Source organism: Melittangium boletus DSM 14713 (assembly GCF_002305855.1).
GTDB lineage: Bacteria > Myxococcota > Myxococcia > Myxococcales > Myxococcaceae > Cystobacter > Cystobacter boletus.
In genome coordinates this window covers 8,125,214-8,144,362 of the sequence record NZ_CP022163.1, presented here as the reverse complement: position 1 = coordinate 8,144,362, position 19,149 = coordinate 8,125,214, and the positions used below count along the sequence as shown (strand labels likewise).

Annotated in this window: 16 protein-coding genes; 10 read left to right on the top strand and 6 right to left on the bottom strand. The window is 68.1% G+C overall.

The window, feature by feature from the left end:
- Nucleotides 1-24: 24 nt before the first annotated feature.
- Both MEBOL_RS33740 and MEBOL_RS33735 read right to left on the bottom strand, forming a co-directional pair.
- Entirely contained in the window at nt 25-1,227 is a 1,203-nt protein-coding gene (locus tag MEBOL_RS33740; protein ID WP_095981282.1) for a trigger factor, read from the bottom strand.
- A gap of 68 nt (nt 1,228-1,295) precedes the next feature.
- The gene (locus MEBOL_RS33735) at nt 1,296-3,224 is read right to left on the bottom strand and encodes a hypothetical protein (protein WP_095981281.1); all 1,929 of its coding nucleotides are present in this window, start codon (nt 3,222-3,224) and stop codon (nt 1,296-1,298) included.
- A gap of 265 nt (nt 3,225-3,489) precedes the next feature.
- Here MEBOL_RS33735 and MEBOL_RS33730 point away from each other — a divergent pair, with 265 nt between their 5' ends.
- Entirely contained in the window at nt 3,490-4,155 is a 666-nt protein-coding gene (locus tag MEBOL_RS33730) for a DUF4386 domain-containing protein (protein ID WP_095981280.1), read from the top strand.
- Here the strand turns inward: MEBOL_RS33730 and MEBOL_RS33725 are convergent.
- The gene (locus MEBOL_RS33725) at nt 4,133-4,738 is read right to left on the bottom strand and encodes a Crp/Fnr family transcriptional regulator (protein ID WP_095981279.1); all 606 of its coding nucleotides are present in this window, start codon (nt 4,736-4,738) and stop codon (nt 4,133-4,135) included. The two genes, MEBOL_RS33730 and MEBOL_RS33725, sit on opposite strands and share 23 nt — an antisense overlap.
- A 160-nt stretch (nt 4,739-4,898) precedes the next feature.
- Here MEBOL_RS33725 and MEBOL_RS33720 point away from each other — a divergent pair, with 160 nt between their 5' ends.
- Together MEBOL_RS33720 and MEBOL_RS33715 are read left to right on the top strand one after the other, a co-directional pair.
- The gene (locus tag MEBOL_RS33720; RefSeq protein ID WP_095981278.1) at nt 4,899-6,638 is read left to right on the top strand and encodes a DUF4832 domain-containing protein; all 1,740 of its coding nucleotides are present in this window, start codon (nt 4,899-4,901) and stop codon (nt 6,636-6,638) included.
- Nucleotides 6,639-6,756: 118 nt separating this feature from the next.
- Nucleotides 6,757-7,524, top strand: coding sequence for an oxygenase MpaB family protein (locus tag MEBOL_RS33715; RefSeq protein ID WP_245919075.1), 768 nt, complete (start codon nt 6,757-6,759; stop codon nt 7,522-7,524).
- A gap of 86 nt (nt 7,525-7,610) precedes the next feature.
- On the opposite strand, the gene MEBOL_RS33710 is transcribed toward MEBOL_RS33715, so the two are convergent.
- Nucleotides 7,611-9,530, bottom strand: coding sequence for a vWA domain-containing protein (locus MEBOL_RS33710; RefSeq protein WP_095981276.1), 1,920 nt, complete (start codon nt 9,528-9,530; stop codon nt 7,611-7,613).
- A gap of 318 nt (nt 9,531-9,848) precedes the next feature.
- On the opposite strand from MEBOL_RS33710, the gene MEBOL_RS33705 reads away from it, so the two are divergent.
- The 7 genes from MEBOL_RS33705 to MEBOL_RS33675 all read left to right on the top strand — a co-directional run bounded on the left by MEBOL_RS33705 (nt 9,849) and on the right by MEBOL_RS33675 (nt 16,926).
- Entirely contained in the window at nt 9,849-10,688 is an 840-nt protein-coding gene (locus MEBOL_RS33705; protein ID WP_095981275.1) for a hypothetical protein, read from the top strand.
- A 48-nt stretch (nt 10,689-10,736) separates the two neighbouring features.
- Nucleotides 10,737-11,240 carry a type II secretion system protein gene (locus tag MEBOL_RS33700; RefSeq protein WP_095981274.1) on the top strand — a complete coding sequence of 168 codons (504 nt, stop codon included), beginning with the start codon at nt 10,737-10,739 and terminating at the stop codon, nt 11,238-11,240.
- Between the two features lie 33 nt (nt 11,241-11,273).
- Nucleotides 11,274-11,975, top strand: a complete 702-nt coding sequence (locus MEBOL_RS33695; protein ID WP_095981273.1) for a YebC/PmpR family DNA-binding transcriptional regulator — start codon at nt 11,274-11,276, stop codon at nt 11,973-11,975.
- Nucleotides 11,972-13,780 (top strand): tyrosinase family protein, encoded by a 1,809-nt coding sequence (locus MEBOL_RS33690; protein ID WP_157823819.1) that lies wholly within the window; start codon nt 11,972-11,974, stop codon nt 13,778-13,780. The genes MEBOL_RS33695 and MEBOL_RS33690 overlap by 4 nt, the downstream gene beginning before the upstream one ends.
- A 57-nt stretch (nt 13,781-13,837) precedes the next feature.
- Complete coding sequence (gene sitA5 / locus MEBOL_RS44260) at nt 13,838-15,250, top strand: SitA5 family polymorphic toxin (RefSeq protein WP_483869353.1); 1,413 nt, start codon at nt 13,838-13,840, stop codon at nt 15,248-15,250.
- Nucleotides 15,247-15,618, top strand: a complete 372-nt coding sequence (locus MEBOL_RS33680) for a DUF2019 domain-containing protein (protein ID WP_095981270.1) — start codon at nt 15,247-15,249, stop codon at nt 15,616-15,618. Before sitA5 ends, MEBOL_RS33680 begins: the two co-directional genes overlap by 4 nt.
- 108 nt (nt 15,619-15,726) lie before the next feature.
- Nucleotides 15,727-16,926, top strand: a complete 1,200-nt coding sequence (locus tag MEBOL_RS33675; protein WP_245919072.1) for a cytochrome P450 family protein — start codon at nt 15,727-15,729, stop codon at nt 16,924-16,926.
- Nucleotides 16,927-16,948: 22 nt separating this feature from the next.
- On the opposite strand, the gene MEBOL_RS33670 is transcribed toward MEBOL_RS33675, so the two are convergent.
- The gene (locus MEBOL_RS33670) at nt 16,949-17,521 is read right to left on the bottom strand and encodes a hypothetical protein (RefSeq protein ID WP_157823818.1); all 573 of its coding nucleotides are present in this window, start codon (nt 17,519-17,521) and stop codon (nt 16,949-16,951) included.
- 28 nt (nt 17,522-17,549) lie between these two features.
- Entirely contained in the window at nt 17,550-18,938 is a 1,389-nt protein-coding gene (locus tag MEBOL_RS33665; protein ID WP_245919070.1) for a chloride channel protein, read from the bottom strand.
- Nucleotides 18,939-19,149 lie beyond the last annotated feature (211 nt).

The following is a 19,149-nucleotide window of genomic DNA, read 5'->3' as shown; positions in this document are numbered from 1 at the left end:
GCGCACCCCACCCGCGCGGACGGCTCAGCTCAGGGGCTTGCCCGAGCCCGAGAAGCGGCCGGGAATGCCCTCGAACCGCACCTCCGCGTGGCTCATCACGTACCGCACCGCCACCACATGGAGCGCCGAGTGGCGGATGGTCTCGGCCAGCGCGGGGTCGGCCAGCGCGCCCCGCGCCTCCTCCAGCGACAGGCCGAAGGGGATGATGGCCTCCTCCAGCACCTCGTCGAGCGACTCGGGGGTGAGCTTCACCCCGTCGCGCTCGATGATGGCCCGGAGCGCGTACGCGATGCGCAGGCGCCGCTCCGTCTCCAGGCGCGTGCCGGGGTCGGTCATCCAGCCGTCGAGCGACTCCTGCATCTCGTCCGGCCCGAAGTTCTTGCTCACCAGGAGGGGGGCTTCGCCGGTGTTCCAGTTGCGGCGGATCTCCTCGTCCACCAGCTCCGGGGTGATGGCCACCTCGGTGCGCAGGATGAACTCGTCCAGCACCCGCTCCTGGGCCTCCAGCCACGCGTCATCCGCGCGCTCGTCGGCGATGTCCGAGGCGAGCGCCTCCATGAGCGCCTCGAGCGTGTCGCCGCGGCCCAGCTTGCGCACGAAGGCATCGCTCTCGGCGTCCTTGGGCACCTTCACCTCGCGCGCGGACACCACGTCCACGAGGAAGGTGGCGGGCGTGCCGCGCAGGGCCTCCACCGGGTAGGACTCCGGCAGCACCACGTCCACCTGCTTGCTGCCGCCCACGGGCGTGCCCTCCAGGCCCTCGCACAGGCCGGGCAGTAGATCCGAGGGCGCCATCTCCAGCTCCAGGCCCGTGCGGGCGCTGAAGGGAATGAGGCGGCCCTGGGCATAGCCGAGCGTGTCGAGCACCACGCTGTCCCCCATGCGCACGGCCTCGCCGTTCTTGCGCGGGCGGGAGGGCGAGTGCGCGCGCACGAGCTCGTGGAAGCGCAGCAGCAGCTCGCCCTGGGAGACGGTGAGGTCGTGCGGCACGGTCACCTCGAGGTTCTCCAGCGAGGGGGCCACGACGTTCCCGGCGTCCTCCACCAGGGCCTTGGCCCCGGGGTCCGTCCCCTCCTCACTCAAATCCGGTACGTCGGCGGGCGGCGGCGCCGCCGCGGGCCCCTTGCGCGCCGTCTCCAGCTTGCGCAGGAGGTGATCGCCCTCGAAGGAACCCGTACTCGTGCGGGTGGAACCCGCGCCCCCGCCAGTCTTGCGAGCAGACACCATGACTCCCTAAGGAAAAGACAACGGGGGGATGGACCGTCCATCCCCCCGGAAGAAGAAACGAGAGACTACTAGAAGAAACCGCCGATGAAGTCCGACACCGCCGAGACGCCGGCGCCCACCTGGCTGACGATGGGGATGTTGGTGGCGGACGCGATGGAGCCCAGCGCGGTGATGCCGCTGGTGATCTTCGAGCCCAGGCTCGCGTTGGGGTCACGCAGGTTGTTCACGAAGGTCGCCGTGTCCACGGCGGCCATGGCCACGTTGGCGCCCGGCACGAAGCGGGCCGCGGACTTGGCGGCCGTGCGCAGGCCGGAGCGGGCCGCGGCCTCGCCGACGCCCTCGGCCGCGCGCTGGGCCAGACGGGCCGGCGCGGAGTTGGAGACCGTCTGGGCCGCGCGGCTCGCCACGTCGGCGACGCGCGAGCTCACCGCCGGCGCCACGCGCTGGGCCACGTCGCCCACGGTGTTCACCGCGTTGCGCACGCCGGGAATGGCGTCGAGCACGCCGCGGCCGGCCTGGAAGGCGTTCTTGGTCGAGTCGATCGCCTTGGAGACGTCCGCCGGGTTGAAGCCGCGCACGGCCCTGCCGATGTCACCCAGGGCCCCGCCCACGGTGCTGGCCGTGCTGCGCACGTTGCGGCCGAAGTCCACCAGCGTGTTCACCGCGCCGCCGAGGCCGCGGGTGTTCTGGCGGAGGTTCTGCAGGCCCCGCGCCAGCGGCGTCTGGGCCGCGCGATTCATCAGCCGGCTCGCGCCGTCACGCACGCGGTCCAGGCCCAGGCGGTTGGCCACGTTGCCCGCCGTGCTGGCGGCGCGCTGGAACGTCTGGCCGATGCGCTCGGCCGCCCGGGGGAAGGTGTTCGAGAAGTCCCTGCCGATGTTGCGCACCGCATCCCGCGCCTCGCGGCCGGCGGTGACCACGTCCCCGACGGAGCGCGCGGCGTCGTAGCTGGAGCCCAGCGCGTTGCCCACCGACTCGAGGCTGGGGTTGCGGACGGCCTCGCGGATGTCGCGCGCGGCGGTGCCGGCGTTGTTGGCCACGTCGCGCACCTTCTCGCCCAGGCCGAGCAGCTTGTCGGCGTTACCCAGGTTGCGAGCGGCAAATCCCGCGGTGCGCCGGAAAGCTTGTGCGACGGGGTTGTTGGCGGCGCTGGAGACAAGTCGCTGGGCGGTGTCGGCCACGCGGTTGAGTCCGGTGCGCTCGGCGACGCGGCTGGCGGCACCCGCGGCGCGCTGGTACGTCTCACCGAGGCGCTGGGCGGTGCGGGGGAAGGTGCTCTGGAAGTCATTGCGGATGTTGCGCAGCGCGTCCCGGGCGCCGGACGCCTGGGCGACGACCTCGCCTCCCGCGCGCACGGTGTCGGCAACGGAGCGCATCGCCGTGAGGCCCTGGCCCAAGTCCCGGTTGCGCACGGCGTCACGCACATCGCGCACGGCCGTCTGGGCCTGGGTGGCCACCTTGTTGACGCCCTGCGCCAGATCCGTGATGGGCTGGGCGCGCTCGAGCGTGCGCTGGGCGAAGCCACCGACGCGCGAGAGCGACTGGGCGACGGGGTTGTTGACGGCGCGCGTCGCCACGCTCGAGGCCGTCTGCTGCACCCGCTGGGCGGCCTGGGCGGCGGCCTGCGCCACCGGCGCCGCGGCCTGGGTCACGGCGCGAGCCGCCGGAGCGATCCGGCTGACCTGCTGCCGCGCCACGTTGGCCACGCGGTTGGCGATGCCCCCCAGCACGCCGCCCGCGGGAGCCGGAGCCGGACGGGGCGCCGGACGCGCCACGGCCTGGCTGGCCACGCGCGCGGCCTGACGGCCGACGGACGCCGCGGTGCGGCCCAGGTTGGCCAGTCCACGCGCCACGGCGGGCTTCGGGGTGAAGGTGCTGGCGGCCCGCGCGGCGGCGGGGGACGGGCGCGGGGCCACCGGCCGGGGCGGAGGCGGCGGAGGAGGCGGCGGACGGAACAGACGACGGGTGAGGTTGCGACCGATTCCGAGCAGGGACATGGCTTCCACCTTGGAAGTTGAGAGGAAACTCCATTATCGCCGCTCGGCGCCCGAAGTTTCCTGGAGCGCGAGAAGTCAGGACGATCCGGGGCTGCTGGAGAGCGACGGTCCCGGCAAGGGCGCCACGGTCACGCTCGAGTTCCCTGTCTCACAGCCCCCCTGAAAGGGCGGCCCACCCGCTTTATTAACCCTCATCAATGCGGGCGAGGGCGCCCCCCCCTACTCTCGAGGCCACAACGTCGCTGAACGTTCTGGAACCCTCGAGATGAACACCACCCGCCTTCACTCCCGCTCCCTGGGGATTCTCTTTCTTCTTCCGTTCTTCGCCTACGGCATCGGCACCGCGCTCGTCACCTCCGTTCTGAAGGAGCCGGAGCACCTGGCCATGGTGGCCAGTCAGAGGACGCCGTTCGTCGGGGGCGCGCTGCTGCTCCTGTTGAACTCCATCACCGTCGTCGGAATTGGCGTGCTGTTCTTTCCGGTACTCCGCGAGCGGAGCCCGAGCATCGCCGTCGCGTACGTCTGCACGCGGGTCATGGAGGCGCTGCTCCTCCTCGTCGGAGTGGTGTTCCTCCTGTGCATCCTTCAGCTCGGAGAATCCGCGCGAGGGCAGACGACGCCGGAGCTGGTGACCCTGTTCAAACTTCTCTCGAAGGGGAACTTCTGGGCGTACCAGCTCGCGATGATCATCCTGGGGGTCGGCAGCGTGGCGTTCTGCCTGTCGCTGTACCGCTCCCGGCTTCTTCCCTCGTTGCTCCCGCTGGTGGGCGCGGTGGGCTACGGGCTTCTGGCGCTGGGGGCCGTGCTCGAGCTCTTCGGGCTGCCGTGGGGCGTCCTCTTCTCCGGGCCCGGGGGCCTGTTCGAGCTGTTCCTCGGCGGCTGGCTCATCGCCAAGGGGTTCCGGACGGTCACGCCTTCCGTCGCGGCGTAGCCGGCTTGCCGCGCGTGGCGATACGCTTTCGGATCCGGCTCAGCGACTCGGGCTTCACGCCGATGTAGCTGGCCAGCTGGTACTGGGGAATCCGCTGGAGGATGTCCGGCCGCGTCTCCGAGAGCTTGAGGTAGCGCTGCTCCGGGGTATCGGTGAGATAGGAAGCGAAGCGCTCCTGCTGTTCCGCCAGGACCTTCTGCATCACCATCCGGGAAATGCTCTCGAAGCGAGGGAAGCGTCGATACAGGTCCCCCTCGCGTTGCTCGGTACCCACCACCACCGTGGTGTCTTCCGCGCAGACCAGGAAGTGATCCGCCGGGGTCTGGTTCATCATGCTGTGAATCGAGAGGACCCATTCGTCCTCGGTGAAGAAGCCGTTGCTCCGCTCCTCACCGTCGACGACGTAGTACTGGCGGACGCAGCCCTGGAGGACGAAATAGGCCTCGGTGGAGACCTGGCCCGCCATGAGCAAGTGCGTGCCTTTCGGACAGGTCTTCACCACCATGCTGTCCAGGATGGCTTGGGCTTCCTCGTCCGACAGAGGAGAGATGCGGCGGAAGTAGTCGACGAGCTGGTGGTTCATGAGAGCCCCGCGCGACCGGCGGGGGCCCCATCATCCCACCGGGTCGGCGGACGTGGCCCGAAAAGAAAAAGCCCATGTAGCCTTAAGACCCGCCAATCGGGCAAAACGTGCTAGGCGGGAGATCGGCCCGTCTCGGGTCGACCTTGCCTGGGAGACAACCATGCGTCATGGCTCCGGTGCGCTGCTGAGCGCGTACCTGCTGCTGTCCACCGCCTCCGCCGAGGCGGCCATCTCCGGTGTGGTGTTGAGCAACGACGCCACCCACGTCACCTATCAATTCCAGTACAGCGGCGCTCCGGCCTTCCTGCGCGCGTACATCGACGTGGACCGCAACCCGGCGACGGGCTTCGCGCAGCAAGGTATTGGCGCGGACTACCTCCTGGAGAACGGCTCGCTCTTCAAGCACCAGGGCACCGGGTGGAGCTGGCTGTCCGTGGGCACCGCGACGCACACGAGCACGGGAGGTACGGCGTATTGGAAGGTCGCTCGCGCGGACCTGGGCGAGACCGCGAGCCCGAACGACGCGGACCTCGTCTTCCAGGTCGAGTCCCCCCTGGAGACGTCCGCCAAGGCCACCCATGTCTACAGTGGCGGGGGAACGGGGACGGGCACGGGCACCACGTCCTGGTACTCGGCGAGCACCGCGACGATCGCCAACCCCGAGCGCGGCTTCTACCACCACACGCAGGACTGCGACAAAGCCGACTTCAACGCCACCACGCTCAAGGGCTACCGCGAGACGCAGAAGATCACCCAGGTCATCTGCATCTTCTACCTGGCGGAGTTCAAGAACGGCCCCATCAGCCAGGCCCAGCTGGACCGCTTCCAGCGGCAGGCGAGCGCCGTGCGGTCCGCGGGACTCAAGATGATCGTCCGCTTCGCCTATACGTCCTCCACGGCCGGAGACGACGTGCCCTTGAGCCGGGTCTCCTCGCACCTGGATCAACTGGCGCCGTACCTGAACAGCAACGCGGATGTCATCTCCGTGATGCAGACGGGACTCATCGGCGCGTGGGGCGAGTGGTACTACACGCAGAACTTCGGCAACTCGGGCACGGTGTCGCAGACCGACTGGAACAACCGCAAGGCCGTGGTCGACAAGCTGCTCGCGTCGCTGCCCGCCTCGCGCATGGTCCAGCTGCGCACGCCCAAGTTCAAGCGGACGATGTATGGCACCACGGCGCTCGCTTCCGCGCAGGCGTTCAATGGCTCCGCAGCGGCGCGCATCGGGCACCACAACGACTGCTTCCTCGCCAGCGCCACCGACTTCGGCACGTATGAGAACACCTCGGTGGAGTACCCCTACCTGGCGGCGGAGACGAACTTCCTCCCCATGGGCGGCGAGACGTGCGCCTTCAACCCGCCGCGCTCGGATTGCGCCAGCGCGCTCAACGAGCTGGGCCTGTTTCACTACTCCTACCTGAATACGGACTACGAGCCCACGGTGCTCAACGGCTGGGCGAGTGGGGGGTGCCGGCCGGAGATCGACCGGCGGCTCGGCTACCGGTTCTCGCTCGTGTCCGCGACCTTCCCCGCCACGGCCACCCGGGGCGCGGCCATGCCCGTGGCGTTCGAGATCAAGAACGAGGGCTGGGCCTCGCCCTTCAACCCGCGGTCGGTCGAGCTGGTCCTGCGCCACACCACGAGCGGCGCCGTGCACCGCCTGCCCCTGTCCGTGGATCCGCGCCGCTGGGCGCCGGGAACGACCACGACCGTCAGCCAGGGCGTCACGCTGCCGGCCTCCCTGCCTTCTGGCACCTATGCCCTCTTGTTGAACCTGCCGGATCCGGCGGCGTCGCTGAATACCCGTCCGGAGTACTCCATCCAGCTCGCCAACTCGAATGTCTGGGAGGCCTCCACCGGGTTCAACACGCTTCAACGGAGCGTGACGGTCCCGTAGGCCGAGCCCTCCGGGTGAGGCGCCCGCCCGGCGCGGGAACGTTGAGAACTGGACGAATTGATTCGTTCGGTGTCGAACGGCCTTAACCATTTTGTCCGGATAAGCATGAATTCAGGCCATGAGCGATTTCACTCGTGAGAATTCGATTGTCCGGAAGATCTGGGGAGATGCCGACGTCATCCTGCTGCTGTTCGCGGGCGCGGCGGCCGAGTACTCCCTGCATCGCTCGGTGGATTGGCTGGCGTTCACGGGGGCCATCCTGAACGACCCGATCGGACGCATCTTCGCGACCGTGGGCTTCGCCCAGGATCTCGCCTTCGGCAGCGAGCAGAAGTCCAACGCCAAGCTGGCGCAGATCAACGCCATCCACAAGGCGGTGGAGCGCAAGCGGGGCCAGACCATGCCGGACTGGGCGCACCGGGATGTGTTGTACCTGGTGCTGGACTACTCGGAGCGGGCCTTCACCCTGGTCCACCGGCCGCTCACCGCCGAGGAGCAGGAGGGCTGCTACCAGTACACGCGGCGCATCGGCGAGGGGCTGGGAATGCAGGGCCTGCCCACGAGCTATCCGGAGTGGCGGCGGCACCGCGACGCGATCCTCACCGAGAACCTGGCGCACAGCGATTACACCCTGGCGCTGCTGAAGTCCTTCCGCCGGGACCTGGGTCCCTGGCGCTTCCAGTTGCTCCTGCAGGCCCAGAGCCTGATCGCTCCCGAGCCCGTCCGGAAGCTGCTCGGCTTGAAGCCGATGCCGGGATTGAACCAGGCGCTCCAGCTCTACCGGCTCCTGGTGGCGAGCGGTCTGCGGAGCATCATCCAGAAGACCCTCATTCCTCCCGACCGCCTGTCCGCCGTCCAATCGCTGGATCTGGCGCGGGCGGCCTGACGGAGGCGAGGCGCCCCACGCACGGGAGCGCCTCGCCCCGGGTCTCACGGCTTGGGCATAAGGGTGGGCGCGTTGGCGTGTCTGGCCTAGTGGTCGCCCGCCACGTCCTTTTCCACGTACTCCTGACAGCAGAACCCGGTCGTGGTGGTCGTGCTCGACTTGCTGCCGCAGATCACCTTCTCCAGGAGTTCCTGGAAGCCGTTGAGCGAGTCCTTGTCGGTGAACGCCTTGCCGCCGGTCTCGGACGCGGCGCGCGCGAACTCATCCTCCAGCGCCTTGCGGTGCTTGCCCTTCGCGCTGCTCGTCCCGAGATACGTGTGGACCCGGACATCGCCTTTCTTGGCGGCCTCGATGGCGCGGTTGGTGGCGTCGATGTCTTCTTGATCGACGTTGCCACCGCCCTCGAACGCCTCGTCACCGAGGAAGAAGATCGCGCGCCTGGCGCCGGGCCGCCAGTCATAGTGCGCGACGACGTCCTCGATGGCGCGCGCCCCGTCCTCCTGCGCGCCGCCGCCCGCCACCGAGCCCTTCTTGCGACTCCGCAGCGAGGCCTCGTCCGCCTTGGCGGTGCCGACCAGGTAGTTCTTGACCGTGGTGTCGAAGCGCGTGTTCTTGAACGTCCCTTCGATACCCAGGTACGTGACGCGCAGGTCCGAGGGGCACCTGCTCTTGGCCACCTCGATGGCCGCGCCGACCGCCTGGTTCAGCGCATCGGCCTTGTCCTTCATCGAGACGCTGGAGTCGATGACCACGACCAGGTCGACCGCGGGAATGGTGGTGCTCTCCTCGGTGACCGAGGCCCCCGTGGCCAGCTCGGGAAAGTCCAGCGTCTTGCCGAGGTAGTAGTGGGACCCTTTGCCGCCGAGCCCGGTGAGCTGGGTGGGCAGGGAGGTGTCCGCGGTCAGGCCGCAGATGCCCTTGGCCGGGGTGCCGGTCACGAACGTGAAGCGCTCATCGCCCTTGTCCTGGTTGAAGTAGAACGTCTGGACATGGCTCTTGTCGATCGTCCCCACGAGCTTGTCGTGGTAGTGGAACGCGATCAGTTTGGGCTCGCCGCCATCGGCCGGGAGCTCATAGGTGAAGCAGCCCTTGCCCGCGATCGAACCATCCGGGTTGCGCACGGTATAGGCATAGCTGCTGATGGTTCCCGGCTTGTCCCTGATCACGACCGTGGGCGTCGCGGGCGTGGAAGGCTTCTCGGCCTTGGGCCGCTCGGCACCCGCGGGCTCGCGAGGGAAGACGGAAGCGACGTAGAGCGCCGAATTGTCGGTGCGCGCCGCCTGGTTGTTCCCCACCGGGAAGAGGTCATACCGCAAGCGCAGCGTCTTGCAGCCGGCCGCGTCGAGCCGCACCAGGCCCATCACGGTATTGACTGATTTGGCCTGGCCGCCAGGCGCCACGGTCGAGGTGCCCTGTAGCACGCCGTTGGTGAGGCCCAGTTGCGCACTGTGCAGCTTGCCGGCGCTGTAGGGAGCCACGCCACCGTTGAGCAGTTTCCAGCCCTGGGGGCTCGCGGCGCTACCGTCGGCGAGCGTACCGGTGATGGTGACCACCGTCCGGGCGTAGGTCTGGCCCGCGTAGATGTCGCTCACGCCCATGAAGGTATTGGCCCCCGCGACGCCGTCCTTGCCCCCGACCTTCGAGCCCTTGTACCGGGAGAAGTCGAGCTCGACGGTGAAGTTGTTCTGGGCGTCGGTGAACCGCGTGGGCGTCTGCATGCGGATCGCGTTGACGTGGGTGGCTGTTAGACCCGTCTGCTCATTCTTCCCGAACGAGGCAACGCCCGTACCGTCATTGATCGAGCCGTGCGGGGCCACGCCTCTAATGCTCCAGTTGAAGGTGCTGAAGCCAGAGCTGACGCCAAACCGGATGCCGATCTCCCCGCCCAGCCCGTCGGGGATATAGCGCCACTGTTTCCAGTCGCCCGAGCCATTCCACCTGTACCCCGAGGGATCCCAGAACACCAGATCGAGCGCATCGGAAGAGGATTTAGAGGTGTCTGTCATGATTGGATTTCTTCCCACGGGAGTGCATCCGCTGTTGCGGCGCTCCGAACATAGGATTGAGTTCCTTCACTCCAAGTCAGGGAGCAGGTTCGCTGTTCAGACACGGACACGTGAGGACAACAGCGGAGGCGGAAAATTAGGACTCCGGGGCAATGGTCGCGCCCCACGCCACCCCCCATCTATCTGTCCAGGGCTTCGGGGCACCCCCCCGAGGCCCGGCGACAGCGTGGATGACGCTTCACCCCCTCTCCCTGGCGTGGGCCCATGGCAAATCCCTCGAACAGACCCCCTCCCCCGGTACTGGATGAACGCTGGAACGTGGACTCCGACACCGCCTGGCCGGGCAATGTGCCCTCCCGCCCCCAGGCGCTGGAGGCGCTGCGAGACCGACTGACGCTCCCGATGCCCCTGCCCAAGGCCCGCCGGGTGCTCGAGAAGCTCACCCCTCCCGAGCGGGAGGCCATCTCCGGCCGAGGCTTCTGTCCGCTCCTGCGCGAGGCGACCGTGGTGCGCTGGCGGCTGGCCGCGGCGGCGGATCTCCTCCCCGCCGCGGGCGCCCGCCGCAGCGCCGTGGCCCTGCGCGCCCTCCTCATCGAGGTGAACCAGATGTTGAGCGCGCTACGCGTCGCCACGTCCAGCTCGCCCGAGCTGGCACTCGCGCTCGACACCGCCGGTGAGCGGCTGAACGAAGAGGCCAGTGTGTTCCTGCGCTCCGTGAAGGCCGTGGCCGAGGTCCGGCGGGCTCCTCCCCGGCGGAGCCCTCGCCTCCCCACCGCCTCGCGGGCGGCCCCACCGCACCGGGCCACCCGCCGGTGGGCGATTCCCCCTCCCGCCCTGTCCGCCGCACTCGTGCTGACCCTGACGATGGCCGCGGTGGCCGGGGTGTCCACCCTCCAGGGCCGCGCGAGGTCGCGCGCCTTCTCGCCCAAGGACGCCACGTCCAACGCGGCGCCCCATGCCCTCGTCATGCCCCACCCGGACAGCGGCGCCCTGCTCGTGCGCTCGACCCTGCTGGGCCCGGAGACCGAGGAGCAACGCGCCTGGCTGCGGCTGCAGGAAGCCAAGGGAATGCAGGTGACGACGCTCGGCCCGGGCAGCTACCTGGTGGCCCCCGCCCACAGGGCGGATTCCTCCACCGGCCGATCCAGCACGCCGTAGGTCCTCGCGCTTCAGCTTCCATCCACACGCGGAAAGGGGGGTTCACCCATGTCGCGATCACGGTCCCACCACCTGGCCTCGGGCCGGGGCTTCACACTCATCGAATTGGTGATCTCCGTCACCATCATCGGGCTCATCGTCGCGCTGGCCCTGCCTGGAATCTCCGGCGCCGTGGTGCGCACGAAGCAGGGCGAGCGGGAGGTGATGATGAACGCCATCATCCAGGCGGTGAATGACTACGCCAGCACGCACGGGGGCCAGCTTCCCGGGGGGCTGACGCCCGACCTGCCCCGCAATCCGGACCACGCGCCGGATGGCTCCCGGCAGGCGTTCTCGGCGGAGGTGGGCCACTGGGCCGAGCTGGGGTGGACCCCGGAGGGGTCGCTCTACTACCGCTACGACGTCACGAGCCCCGCGCCCGACACCGTCGTGGTGACGGCCCAGGCGGACCTGGACCGCAATGGCCAGGTGAACGTCAAGTCCGTCACCTACAAGCGCCAGGCGGGCACCTTCCAGCGTCTCTCCGAGACGGAGAGCGCCGATCTGTATTGAACCGGAGGGCCCCCGGGAGGTAGGAGCCCGGACATGGGCGCTCAGTGGAAACACAAGGGCCGCACGGAGCACGCGGCCGCGAAGGGTCGGCTGTTCACCAAGCTGGTCAAGGAACTCATCATCGCCTCCAAGGCGGGTGGGCCGGAGGTGGGGTCCAACCCCCGGCTGCGCATGGCGGTGGAGCAGGCCAAGAAGGCCTCCATGCCGCGCGACACGCTGGAGCGCGCCATCAAGAAGGGCGCGGGCCTGCTCGACGAGCCGGTGAACTACGAGCTCGTCACCTACGAGGGCTTCGCGCCCCACCAGGTCCCCGTCATCGTCGAGTGCCTCACCGACAACAAGAACCGCACCGCCACCAACATCCGGGTGCTCTTCCGCAAGGGGCAGATCGCCACCACGGGCGCGGTGTCGTGGGACTTCAACCGCATGGGCGTCATCGAGGCCACGCCGCCCGAGGGCGGGGCCGACGCGGAGACGGCCGCCATCGAGGCCGGGGCGGACAACGTGGAGCCGGGTGAGGAGGGCGCCTCGCGCTTCCTCACGGGCCCCACGGACGTGGACACGGTGGGCAAGGCGCTCGCGGGCCTGGGGTGGACGGTGAGCGCGCAGAACCTCGCGTGGATCGCCAAGAACCCGGTGCAGCTCGAGGGCGAGGCCCGCACCGAGGTGGAGGCCTTCCTCGAGGCGATGGACGCGGACGACGACGTGCAGAACATCTACGTCGGGCTCAAGTGAGCCCCCCGCCGTCGCACGCCCGGCTGCGGGCCTTGTTGTGCCAGGCCGCATCGCTCCCGCTCCCCCTGCCACGAGACCTCCTGGGAGAGCACTCGCGGCGCTTCCTGCCCGCCCTCCCCTCGCACCTGGAGCGGGCCCTGTCCGTGGCGGCCCACTTCATGACGCTGGCCAATGCCCGGCCGGGCGAGGAGGGGCTGGCGGCGGTGGTGGACGAGGCCGAACGGCGGATGAGCGAGGGTGATCCGGAGGAGACCCGGTACGCGCTGCGCGTCTTCCTCGCCCACCATCCCGAGGGCCGCGCCTTCGCCGTTCCCTCCCTGGAGGAGCGAGCCCCCCACCTCGTGGTGCCCTCACGCCGCACGGAGCCGCCGCGCAAGGCGCCTCCCGGCGTGCCCGGCGCGGAGGTGTGGCTCGACTACTTCCGCGAGGACGCGGGGCTCAACGACGCCGTCGACACCTGGCGGGTGCGTTTTCCCTCCGCGGGCCACCCCGACCCCATCGAGCCCTCACGGCGCGTGCTGCCCGCGCGGCGGAGCGAGCGGTACTGGTTCACGCACCAGCAACTGCTGGCCCGCTACGACACCGAGCGGCTGGCGTTCGGCATGCCCCGGGTCGTGCCCTTGCAGGACTACATGGCCCCCATCAACGAGGGCTATGACTCCCGGCTTCCGGGCTTCGCGCCCCGTCCAGCGGGAGTGAGCCTTCAGGGCCTGCCCGGCTACGACATCATGGATCACGCCACGCGCCGCGACCGGCTCTGTACCGGGGCCTCCTCGGGGCTGCTGTGGCATGGGGATACGCCCATCGACCTCGAGAGTCTGGAACAGCTCGCCCATACGGCCGAGTCCACCCCGGGCTCGGTGGATGGCGAGGCCTGGAGGGACCCGCTCGGCCCCCATGGCGCGTTCCATCACCTGGGACAGGTGCTGCTCGCGAACCTGCGGGGGCCGCGAGACACGACGGGATTGCCCAGCGTCCTGGGCTCTCCCGCCACGGCGGCGAGGGATCCGCTCTTCTACCGGTGGCACCGCCACGTGGACGACATCCTCGACGCCTGGCAATGCGCCCACCTGCCCCCGCATGACCTGTCCGACGCGCCCCCGGTACGGATGCGCAAGTGGATTGGCGACGGCGTCTACCCCGCCCACCAGAGTCCCGACTTCCTGCTCTGCTTCAACAAGGACATCCCCGGGGCGGATGCGCCGGACTTCGATGGACAGGGCTGGGGGCAAGCCACCTTCGGGGGTGAGCACTGGGACAAGCCGCCCCCGTCCTTCTTCGTGAGCACGCACACCCTGCGCACGCATCTGGGTCAGCATCCGGTGCGCCTGCCAGATGGAACGGAAGAGCTCACGCCCCGGCTGGTGCACGAGCCCTTCACCTATTTCCTCCGGGTGGAGAACCCACTGCCGCGAGAGCAGACGGTGACGATTCGCATCCACCTGGTGGCGGACGCCTTCGCCGAGGATCGCCGGATGTGGATGGAGATGGACCGCTTCGTCCATACGCTCCAGCCCTCGGAGCGCGCGGTCATCTACCGGCCCTCCCGGTTGGCGTCCGTGGTGCACGAGCGCGGCTGGCCCGCCCACCTGCTCCTGCCCCGGGGCCGGCGCGAGGGCATGCTCTTCCGCTTCCAGGTGATGATCACCGACACGTCCTTGGACACCGAGGGCGGCGAGCCAGGGGATGCCCGGGAGTGCGGCTACCCCTTCAACCGGCTGATGCCCCGAGGACAGCGCATCGCGGATCTGCTCGCCCAGCCGAACATCGTGACGCGCAACATCTGGATCCACCACGTGGATTGAACACGCGGGCCCGCGTTTCGACCTCACCCCCCATGCTCCCGCTTGAAAGGAGCAAGAATGCCTAGCCATTCCCACTCTTCGCACCCTGTGGAGGAGCGCTGCCGCTACCGCGTGGGTGCGTTCGCCTTGGCCGCGCTGATGCTGATGACAGCGTGTGCCTCGGGAAGGACCACAGGCGGGGGTTTAGAACACCGTCACCCTTCTCCTCCGTCAGCGGAAACCGACGATGAAGGCGGGGACGAGAGTGAAACCGTCTTTTCCAACCTGCCCACGGACTTTCAGCCAGTGCAGGTCAGTGCATCCGAGCTTACGGCCGCCCTGACAACATTCTGGCTCCAGGGTCCTCTAAGGGTATCTACTTCACATCCACCACTGTACGTAGGCCGAAAGCTGGCGTTGACATCCACGCCCTTGAGCGGCGAATCGTGGCAATCAGAACTGGCCCAGTCCTATGGGCGGTTTTGCCAGCGGCGAGGAACCCCGGGTGATTGCCTGACACTCCTTGATGATGGGCCCCACCTGCAAGCCACGGATAAGCGCAGCATTGCCCTGGCTCTCGCGGTGGGACCCGCACTGGATGGGGTAGATACAGAAGTGCGAGCCATGCTCAACCCCACGCGGTTGCTGGCCACTCTCAGCTTCACCATCACGGCCTACATGGCGCTCATGCTTGCACCGGAGCCCTTGACGAAGGGGGTAGCCCTCACGTTTTCCGTGCTCATGTGGGGCTATCTCGGATGGGAGTTCTTCGACCTGCTGCGAGCCTATGCACAGCTTTACGAAAACGCGCCACGAGCCTCCACTTTCGCGGAACTGCGGGAAGTCGGCGAGAGGTTCGGACGAGTCATCGGTCCCAATAGCGTGCGAATTCTCGTCATGGTGGCGACAGCGGCCATAGGTGAAACGGCGGCGATCGCGTCGAAGGCGCCGAAAATGCCGGGTTTCGGGCAAGCCTCGCGCACGGTCGAGCGAAACACTGGGCTGCGCTTGATGAGTGCGGCAAGCGGCGCCGAACGAGTCATTATTTCCGTGAATGAAGGCACGCTCCGCGCTGTCCTCCCAATCAATGCGGTGTTCATGACCGCCCGGAACGGTGCGGACGGGCAAGCCTCAAATGGAAGGCACACGAGCCCCAAGGGGGGAAAAACTCTCCCCAATGGCCATCGCGCATTCAAGTCCTTTGACGCGTTCAAGAAGGCCATGGGCCCCGCGGGCAAAGACAAAGCATGGCACCACATCGTCGAACAGCGAAAGCCCAATGTCGAGCGATTCGGTCCTGAGGCCATTCATAACACTGAAAATGTGATTAAAGTAAACAAGACCAAGCACGACACAATAAGCGCATACTACTCAACCAAGTCCGACGAAACAGGCGGCCTGGTCGTGCGCGAATGGCTTCGCACGAAATCCTATGAAGAGCAACGCGCTTTCGGCCTGATGATCTTGAAACAGTTCGGAGCCGCTCCGTGAAGAAGACCCAGATCAAGAAGCTTTCCACAGAAGAGTTGATTGAAAAAACCAGGACCCTCTCCGCCGAAAGGTGGCCCGCGATTTACGCAGGCAAACCAAAAGAAGCAAACCGCATGTACGATCTTCTCGTCGCGATACGCGGAGAACTGCGGGCAAGAGGTCTTGATGCGGAACGCCAACAATTGAAACTGCTCGATGATCCAGACCCGGGAACCCGATGCTGGGTCGCGGGCTCGGTGTTGGAGTTCGCGTCAGCCGAGGCGGAGCGGGTGCTGACCGAAATCGCTCAACACGCTGGCGGGCTGGTGGGCTTCTCCGCGGAGAGAACGCTCGAGCAATGGAGGGCAGGTACCTTCAATCCCCCTTGATTCCTTGGCGGGTCATCGTGTTCCTCGAGCGGCCTGGGTGGTAGGCAGGTCTGTACCCCCACGCATCGAAGTTCTAAAATCGGAGCCTTCCATGCGAAGGAGCGCTCCATGACGACCAGCCCCCTGTTCGCGGAGGGAGAGACGCTGTGGTCTCCCCACGTGCGCGCCAACCCGTTCCCTCTCTACAAGCGCATGCGGGAGGAGTTCCCCGTCGCCCGGATCACGGATCCCCAACTGGGAATGCACTTCTGGCTGCTGACGCGCTACGACGATGTGGTCTCGATGGTGAGGGATCCCCGCTTCACGCAGGACCCCACCCGCCTGCCCGAGACGGTCCGCCAGCGATTCTTCGGCCATAAGCTGAGGTCGCTCAGTCGGCACCTGCTGACCGTGGACCCGCCGGACCACACGCGGATGCGCTCGCTGGTGTCCAAGGTCTTCACCCCGCGCCGCATCGAGGAACTGCGCCCGCGCATCACGGCGATCTGCTCGGAGCTGCTGGAGAACTTGAAGGCCCAGGGCTCCGGAGCGGACTTCCTCAAGGTGCTCGCCTTCCCGCTGCCCGTCATCGTCATCGCCGAGCTGTTGGGGATTCCCTCCGAGGACCGCGACCAGTTCCGCGAGTGGACGCAGACGTTCTTCGCCCCTCCGTCGAAGGACTCCCAGGAGAAGGCCCGCGAGGCCTACCAGCTCTTCTTCAAGTACCTGGAGGAACTCTTCGAGCGGCGCCGTCAGCAGCCCCAGGACGATCTGATCAGCGCGTTGATCGCCGTGCAGGAGCAGGGGGATCGGCTGAGCGCCGAGGAGTTGATGAGCATGGTCTTCCTGCTGCTCGTCGGCGGTTACGAGACGACCGCGCACCTGTTGGGCAACGGCCTGCTGGAGCTGCTACGGCATCCGGAGCAGCTCCAACGGCTGCGGGAGGATCGCGCCCTCATCCCCTCGGCGGTGGAGGAGATGGTGCGCTACTGCGGCACGTTCGAGCTGAGCATCCTGCGCTTCGCGAAGGAGGACCTGGAGTTGCACGGTCAGCACATCCCGGCCCATGAGGCCGTCCGGGTGAACTACCTGGCCGCGGATCGGGATCCCGGGGCGTTCTCCGAGCCGGACCGGTTCGACGTGGGACGCACGCCCAACAAGCACGTGGGCTTCGGCCATGCATCCACTTCTGTCTGGGAGCGCCCCTCGCCCGGCTGGAGGCCGTCGTCGCCTTCGAGTTGCTGCTGGAGCGATTCCCGGAGCTGCGTCTGGCCACGGAACCCGAGAAGCTCGTGTGGCGCCCGAGTGCCCAAGCGCGTGGGCTGGTGAGTCTGCCCTTGGCGTTCTGAAGTCAGTATTCGCCCTTGCGGATTTGATAGTGCATGGCGTCGAGCTGCTTGAGCAGCTTGTCGCGCTCCAGGGAGAACAGCTCGCGTGCCCGGGGCTTCTGCGCGTCGGTCAGCAGCCCCTCCGCCTGGAGGTAGGCCTGGGAATCGTTGTCCTGCATCTCGCGCAGCGTGGCTTCGATGCGCTCCAAGCGCTCGCGGCGCAGGAGCTTCTGCTGATCCTCATCCGCCGGCCCGCTCATCGAGCCGCCCTTGCCGCCATGGACGTCGTGCGAGCCCCCGCCCATGTAGCCCCCGTGCCAGGGACGAGCGCCCTTCTTGTTCTTCTCCCTCAGGGCCTCAAGCTGGCGCTGGAGCACGATGTTCTTCTCGTGCAGGGAGAAGTCCATCTGCTCGAAACGCCCCACCAGCTCGGGGGTGAGGGCCAGCTCCGCCCGGTGCTCGAGCAGCACGGCCAGGGAGGACTTGAAGGCCATGCCCGAGCCGGCCTCCCCGGCGGGGCGCTGAGCCGGAGTCGATCGGGCACACGCGGCGCCCATAAGGGCCACGCACAACAACCACCACCCCTTGCGCATCATCGTTCCTCTTCGAAGGAGACCGGGAAGGCTACGAGGAGGCCGGGACGGCGCCCGCGTCGCCCAGGGCCGCCGCGGGCGTCTCGCGGGGCTGCTCCTTATATACGCGCAGCCGGAGCGTGAGCACGTAGGTGAGGCCACAGGCGAGCACCGCGGGAGGGCCGTAGGCGGAGCCGAACACCTCCAGTACCAGGGCGATGGCCGCCAGGGGCACGCCCACCACGGCCACCAGTGCGGAGGCGATGCCCACCACGACGAAGAGGCCCGCGTCCAGGGACACCAGGCCCGTGGCGGCGAGCACCTGGGCGGTGGCCGCTCCGGACACCCCTCCGAGCACCATGGACGGAATCAGCATTCCCGCCGAACCTCCCGATTGGAGGGTGAAGCCCGTGGTGAGCAGCTTGCCCACGACGATGAGCAGCAGGAACCACCAAGCAGACAGGGCACCGCCCTCACCCGCCAACAGCCGCGCCACGGTGTGCTCGCCCATGCCCAGCACGTGCCGGGGATCCATGCCCACGCCGTAGAACAAGCCCAGGGCCACCGCGGCGGTGCACAGCGAGCCAGCGGCGCCGCGCAGCACGGGGTGCACGTGCTCCACCACGCGGCGGGTGTGCTTCATGGCGAGCCCGAACGCGAGCGCCACCGGGGCGGAGACGGCCACCGCCACCAGCGCCGTCAAGCCGTACTCGGCCAGGGTGTAGGTGTGCCCATGCGGCGGGGCCATGAAGATGGGACGGAAGCCGAGGAAGCGGTTGTTGAGGACGTAGGCGATGATGCCGGCGAAGAGGCAGTAGGACAGCTTCCGGTAGACGATGCGGTTGCCGTAGACGACCTCGATGGCGAAGAGCGCGGCGGCGAAGGGCGCGTTGAGGAGCGTGGCCACGGCGGCGGAGATGCAGGCGAGCTGGCAGGTGCGCAGCGTGTGCTCCGAGCGCGCCCGGGTGAGCCTCGCGAGCCCCGCGCCCAGTGACTCCCCCAGCAGCACCGAGGGACCCTCCAGTCCTCCCGACGCGCCCGTGCCGAGCGTCAGCAGGGTGGCCGCGGCCTTGCGCAGGACGAGCCGGAACGCCGGCAGCGAGTAGCGCGGACGCGGGTCATCCGCGGGGTCCTCATAGGTGATGTGGTAGTTGTGGAGCGCCACGTCCACGCCATCGGACGCCACCTGACTCCAGCCGGGACGACGGTTGAGCAGGCCCCGCGCGAGTCCGCCCACCACCAGCACGCCCACCAGCGCGAGCGGCGCCCACCAGCGGCCCGAGTCCGCGACGAAGGTGAGCAGCGTGTCGCTCGTGGCGTGCACGCCATGGCGCAGGCCGGAGCACACACCCCAGACAAGCACCGCGCCGAGCGCCACCCGCCCCATCGTCAGGGCGATGGAGTCCCACGAGTCATGCAGCGCGCGCTGCTCCTCATCCAAGGGTTCCCGATGCCCCGCCATGCGCCGGAGGCTAACAGCAGGGCATTTCGTTGCAAGACCAACGAATTCGGATGATCCCGGCGGCTTTCGTTCGGGGACAGGGTGCGAATACCGCGCCCGGCCCCCCGGCGAGCGACCAGACAACGGGTGAAATGCCAAGAAAGTCGGGAACTTGAGGGGCCCGCCAACCACATGGTACGAAACCCGCCGG

Coding starts and splice junctions, on each gene's coding strand:
- MEBOL_RS33740 (WP_095981282.1), bottom strand. CDS start 1,227: ATGGTGTCTGCTCGCAAGACTGGCGGGGGCGCGGGTTCCACCCGCACG.
- MEBOL_RS33735 (WP_095981281.1), bottom strand. CDS start 3,224: ATGTCCCTGCTCGGAATCGGTCGCAACCTCACCCGTCGTCTGTTCCGT.
- MEBOL_RS33730 (WP_095981280.1), top strand. CDS start 3,490: ATGAACACCACCCGCCTTCACTCCCGCTCCCTGGGGATTCTCTTTCTT.
- MEBOL_RS33725 (WP_095981279.1), bottom strand. CDS start 4,738: ATGAACCACCAGCTCGTCGACTACTTCCGCCGCATCTCTCCTCTGTCG.
- MEBOL_RS33720 (WP_095981278.1), top strand. CDS start 4,899: ATGCGTCATGGCTCCGGTGCGCTGCTGAGCGCGTACCTGCTGCTGTCC.
- MEBOL_RS33715 (WP_245919075.1), top strand. CDS start 6,757: ATGAGCGATTTCACTCGTGAGAATTCGATTGTCCGGAAGATCTGGGGA.
- MEBOL_RS33710 (WP_095981276.1), bottom strand. CDS start 9,530: ATGACAGACACCTCTAAATCCTCTTCCGATGCGCTCGATCTGGTGTTC.
- MEBOL_RS33700 (WP_095981274.1), top strand. CDS start 10,737: ATGTCGCGATCACGGTCCCACCACCTGGCCTCGGGCCGGGGCTTCACA.
- MEBOL_RS33695 (WP_095981273.1), top strand. CDS start 11,274: ATGGGCGCTCAGTGGAAACACAAGGGCCGCACGGAGCACGCGGCCGCG.
- sitA5 (WP_483869353.1), top strand. CDS start 13,838: ATGCCTAGCCATTCCCACTCTTCGCACCCTGTGGAGGAGCGCTGCCGC.
- MEBOL_RS33675 (WP_245919072.1), top strand. CDS start 15,727: ATGACGACCAGCCCCCTGTTCGCGGAGGGAGAGACGCTGTGGTCTCCC.
- MEBOL_RS33670 (WP_157823818.1), bottom strand. CDS start 17,521: ATGATGCGCAAGGGGTGGTGGTTGTTGTGCGTGGCCCTTATGGGCGCC.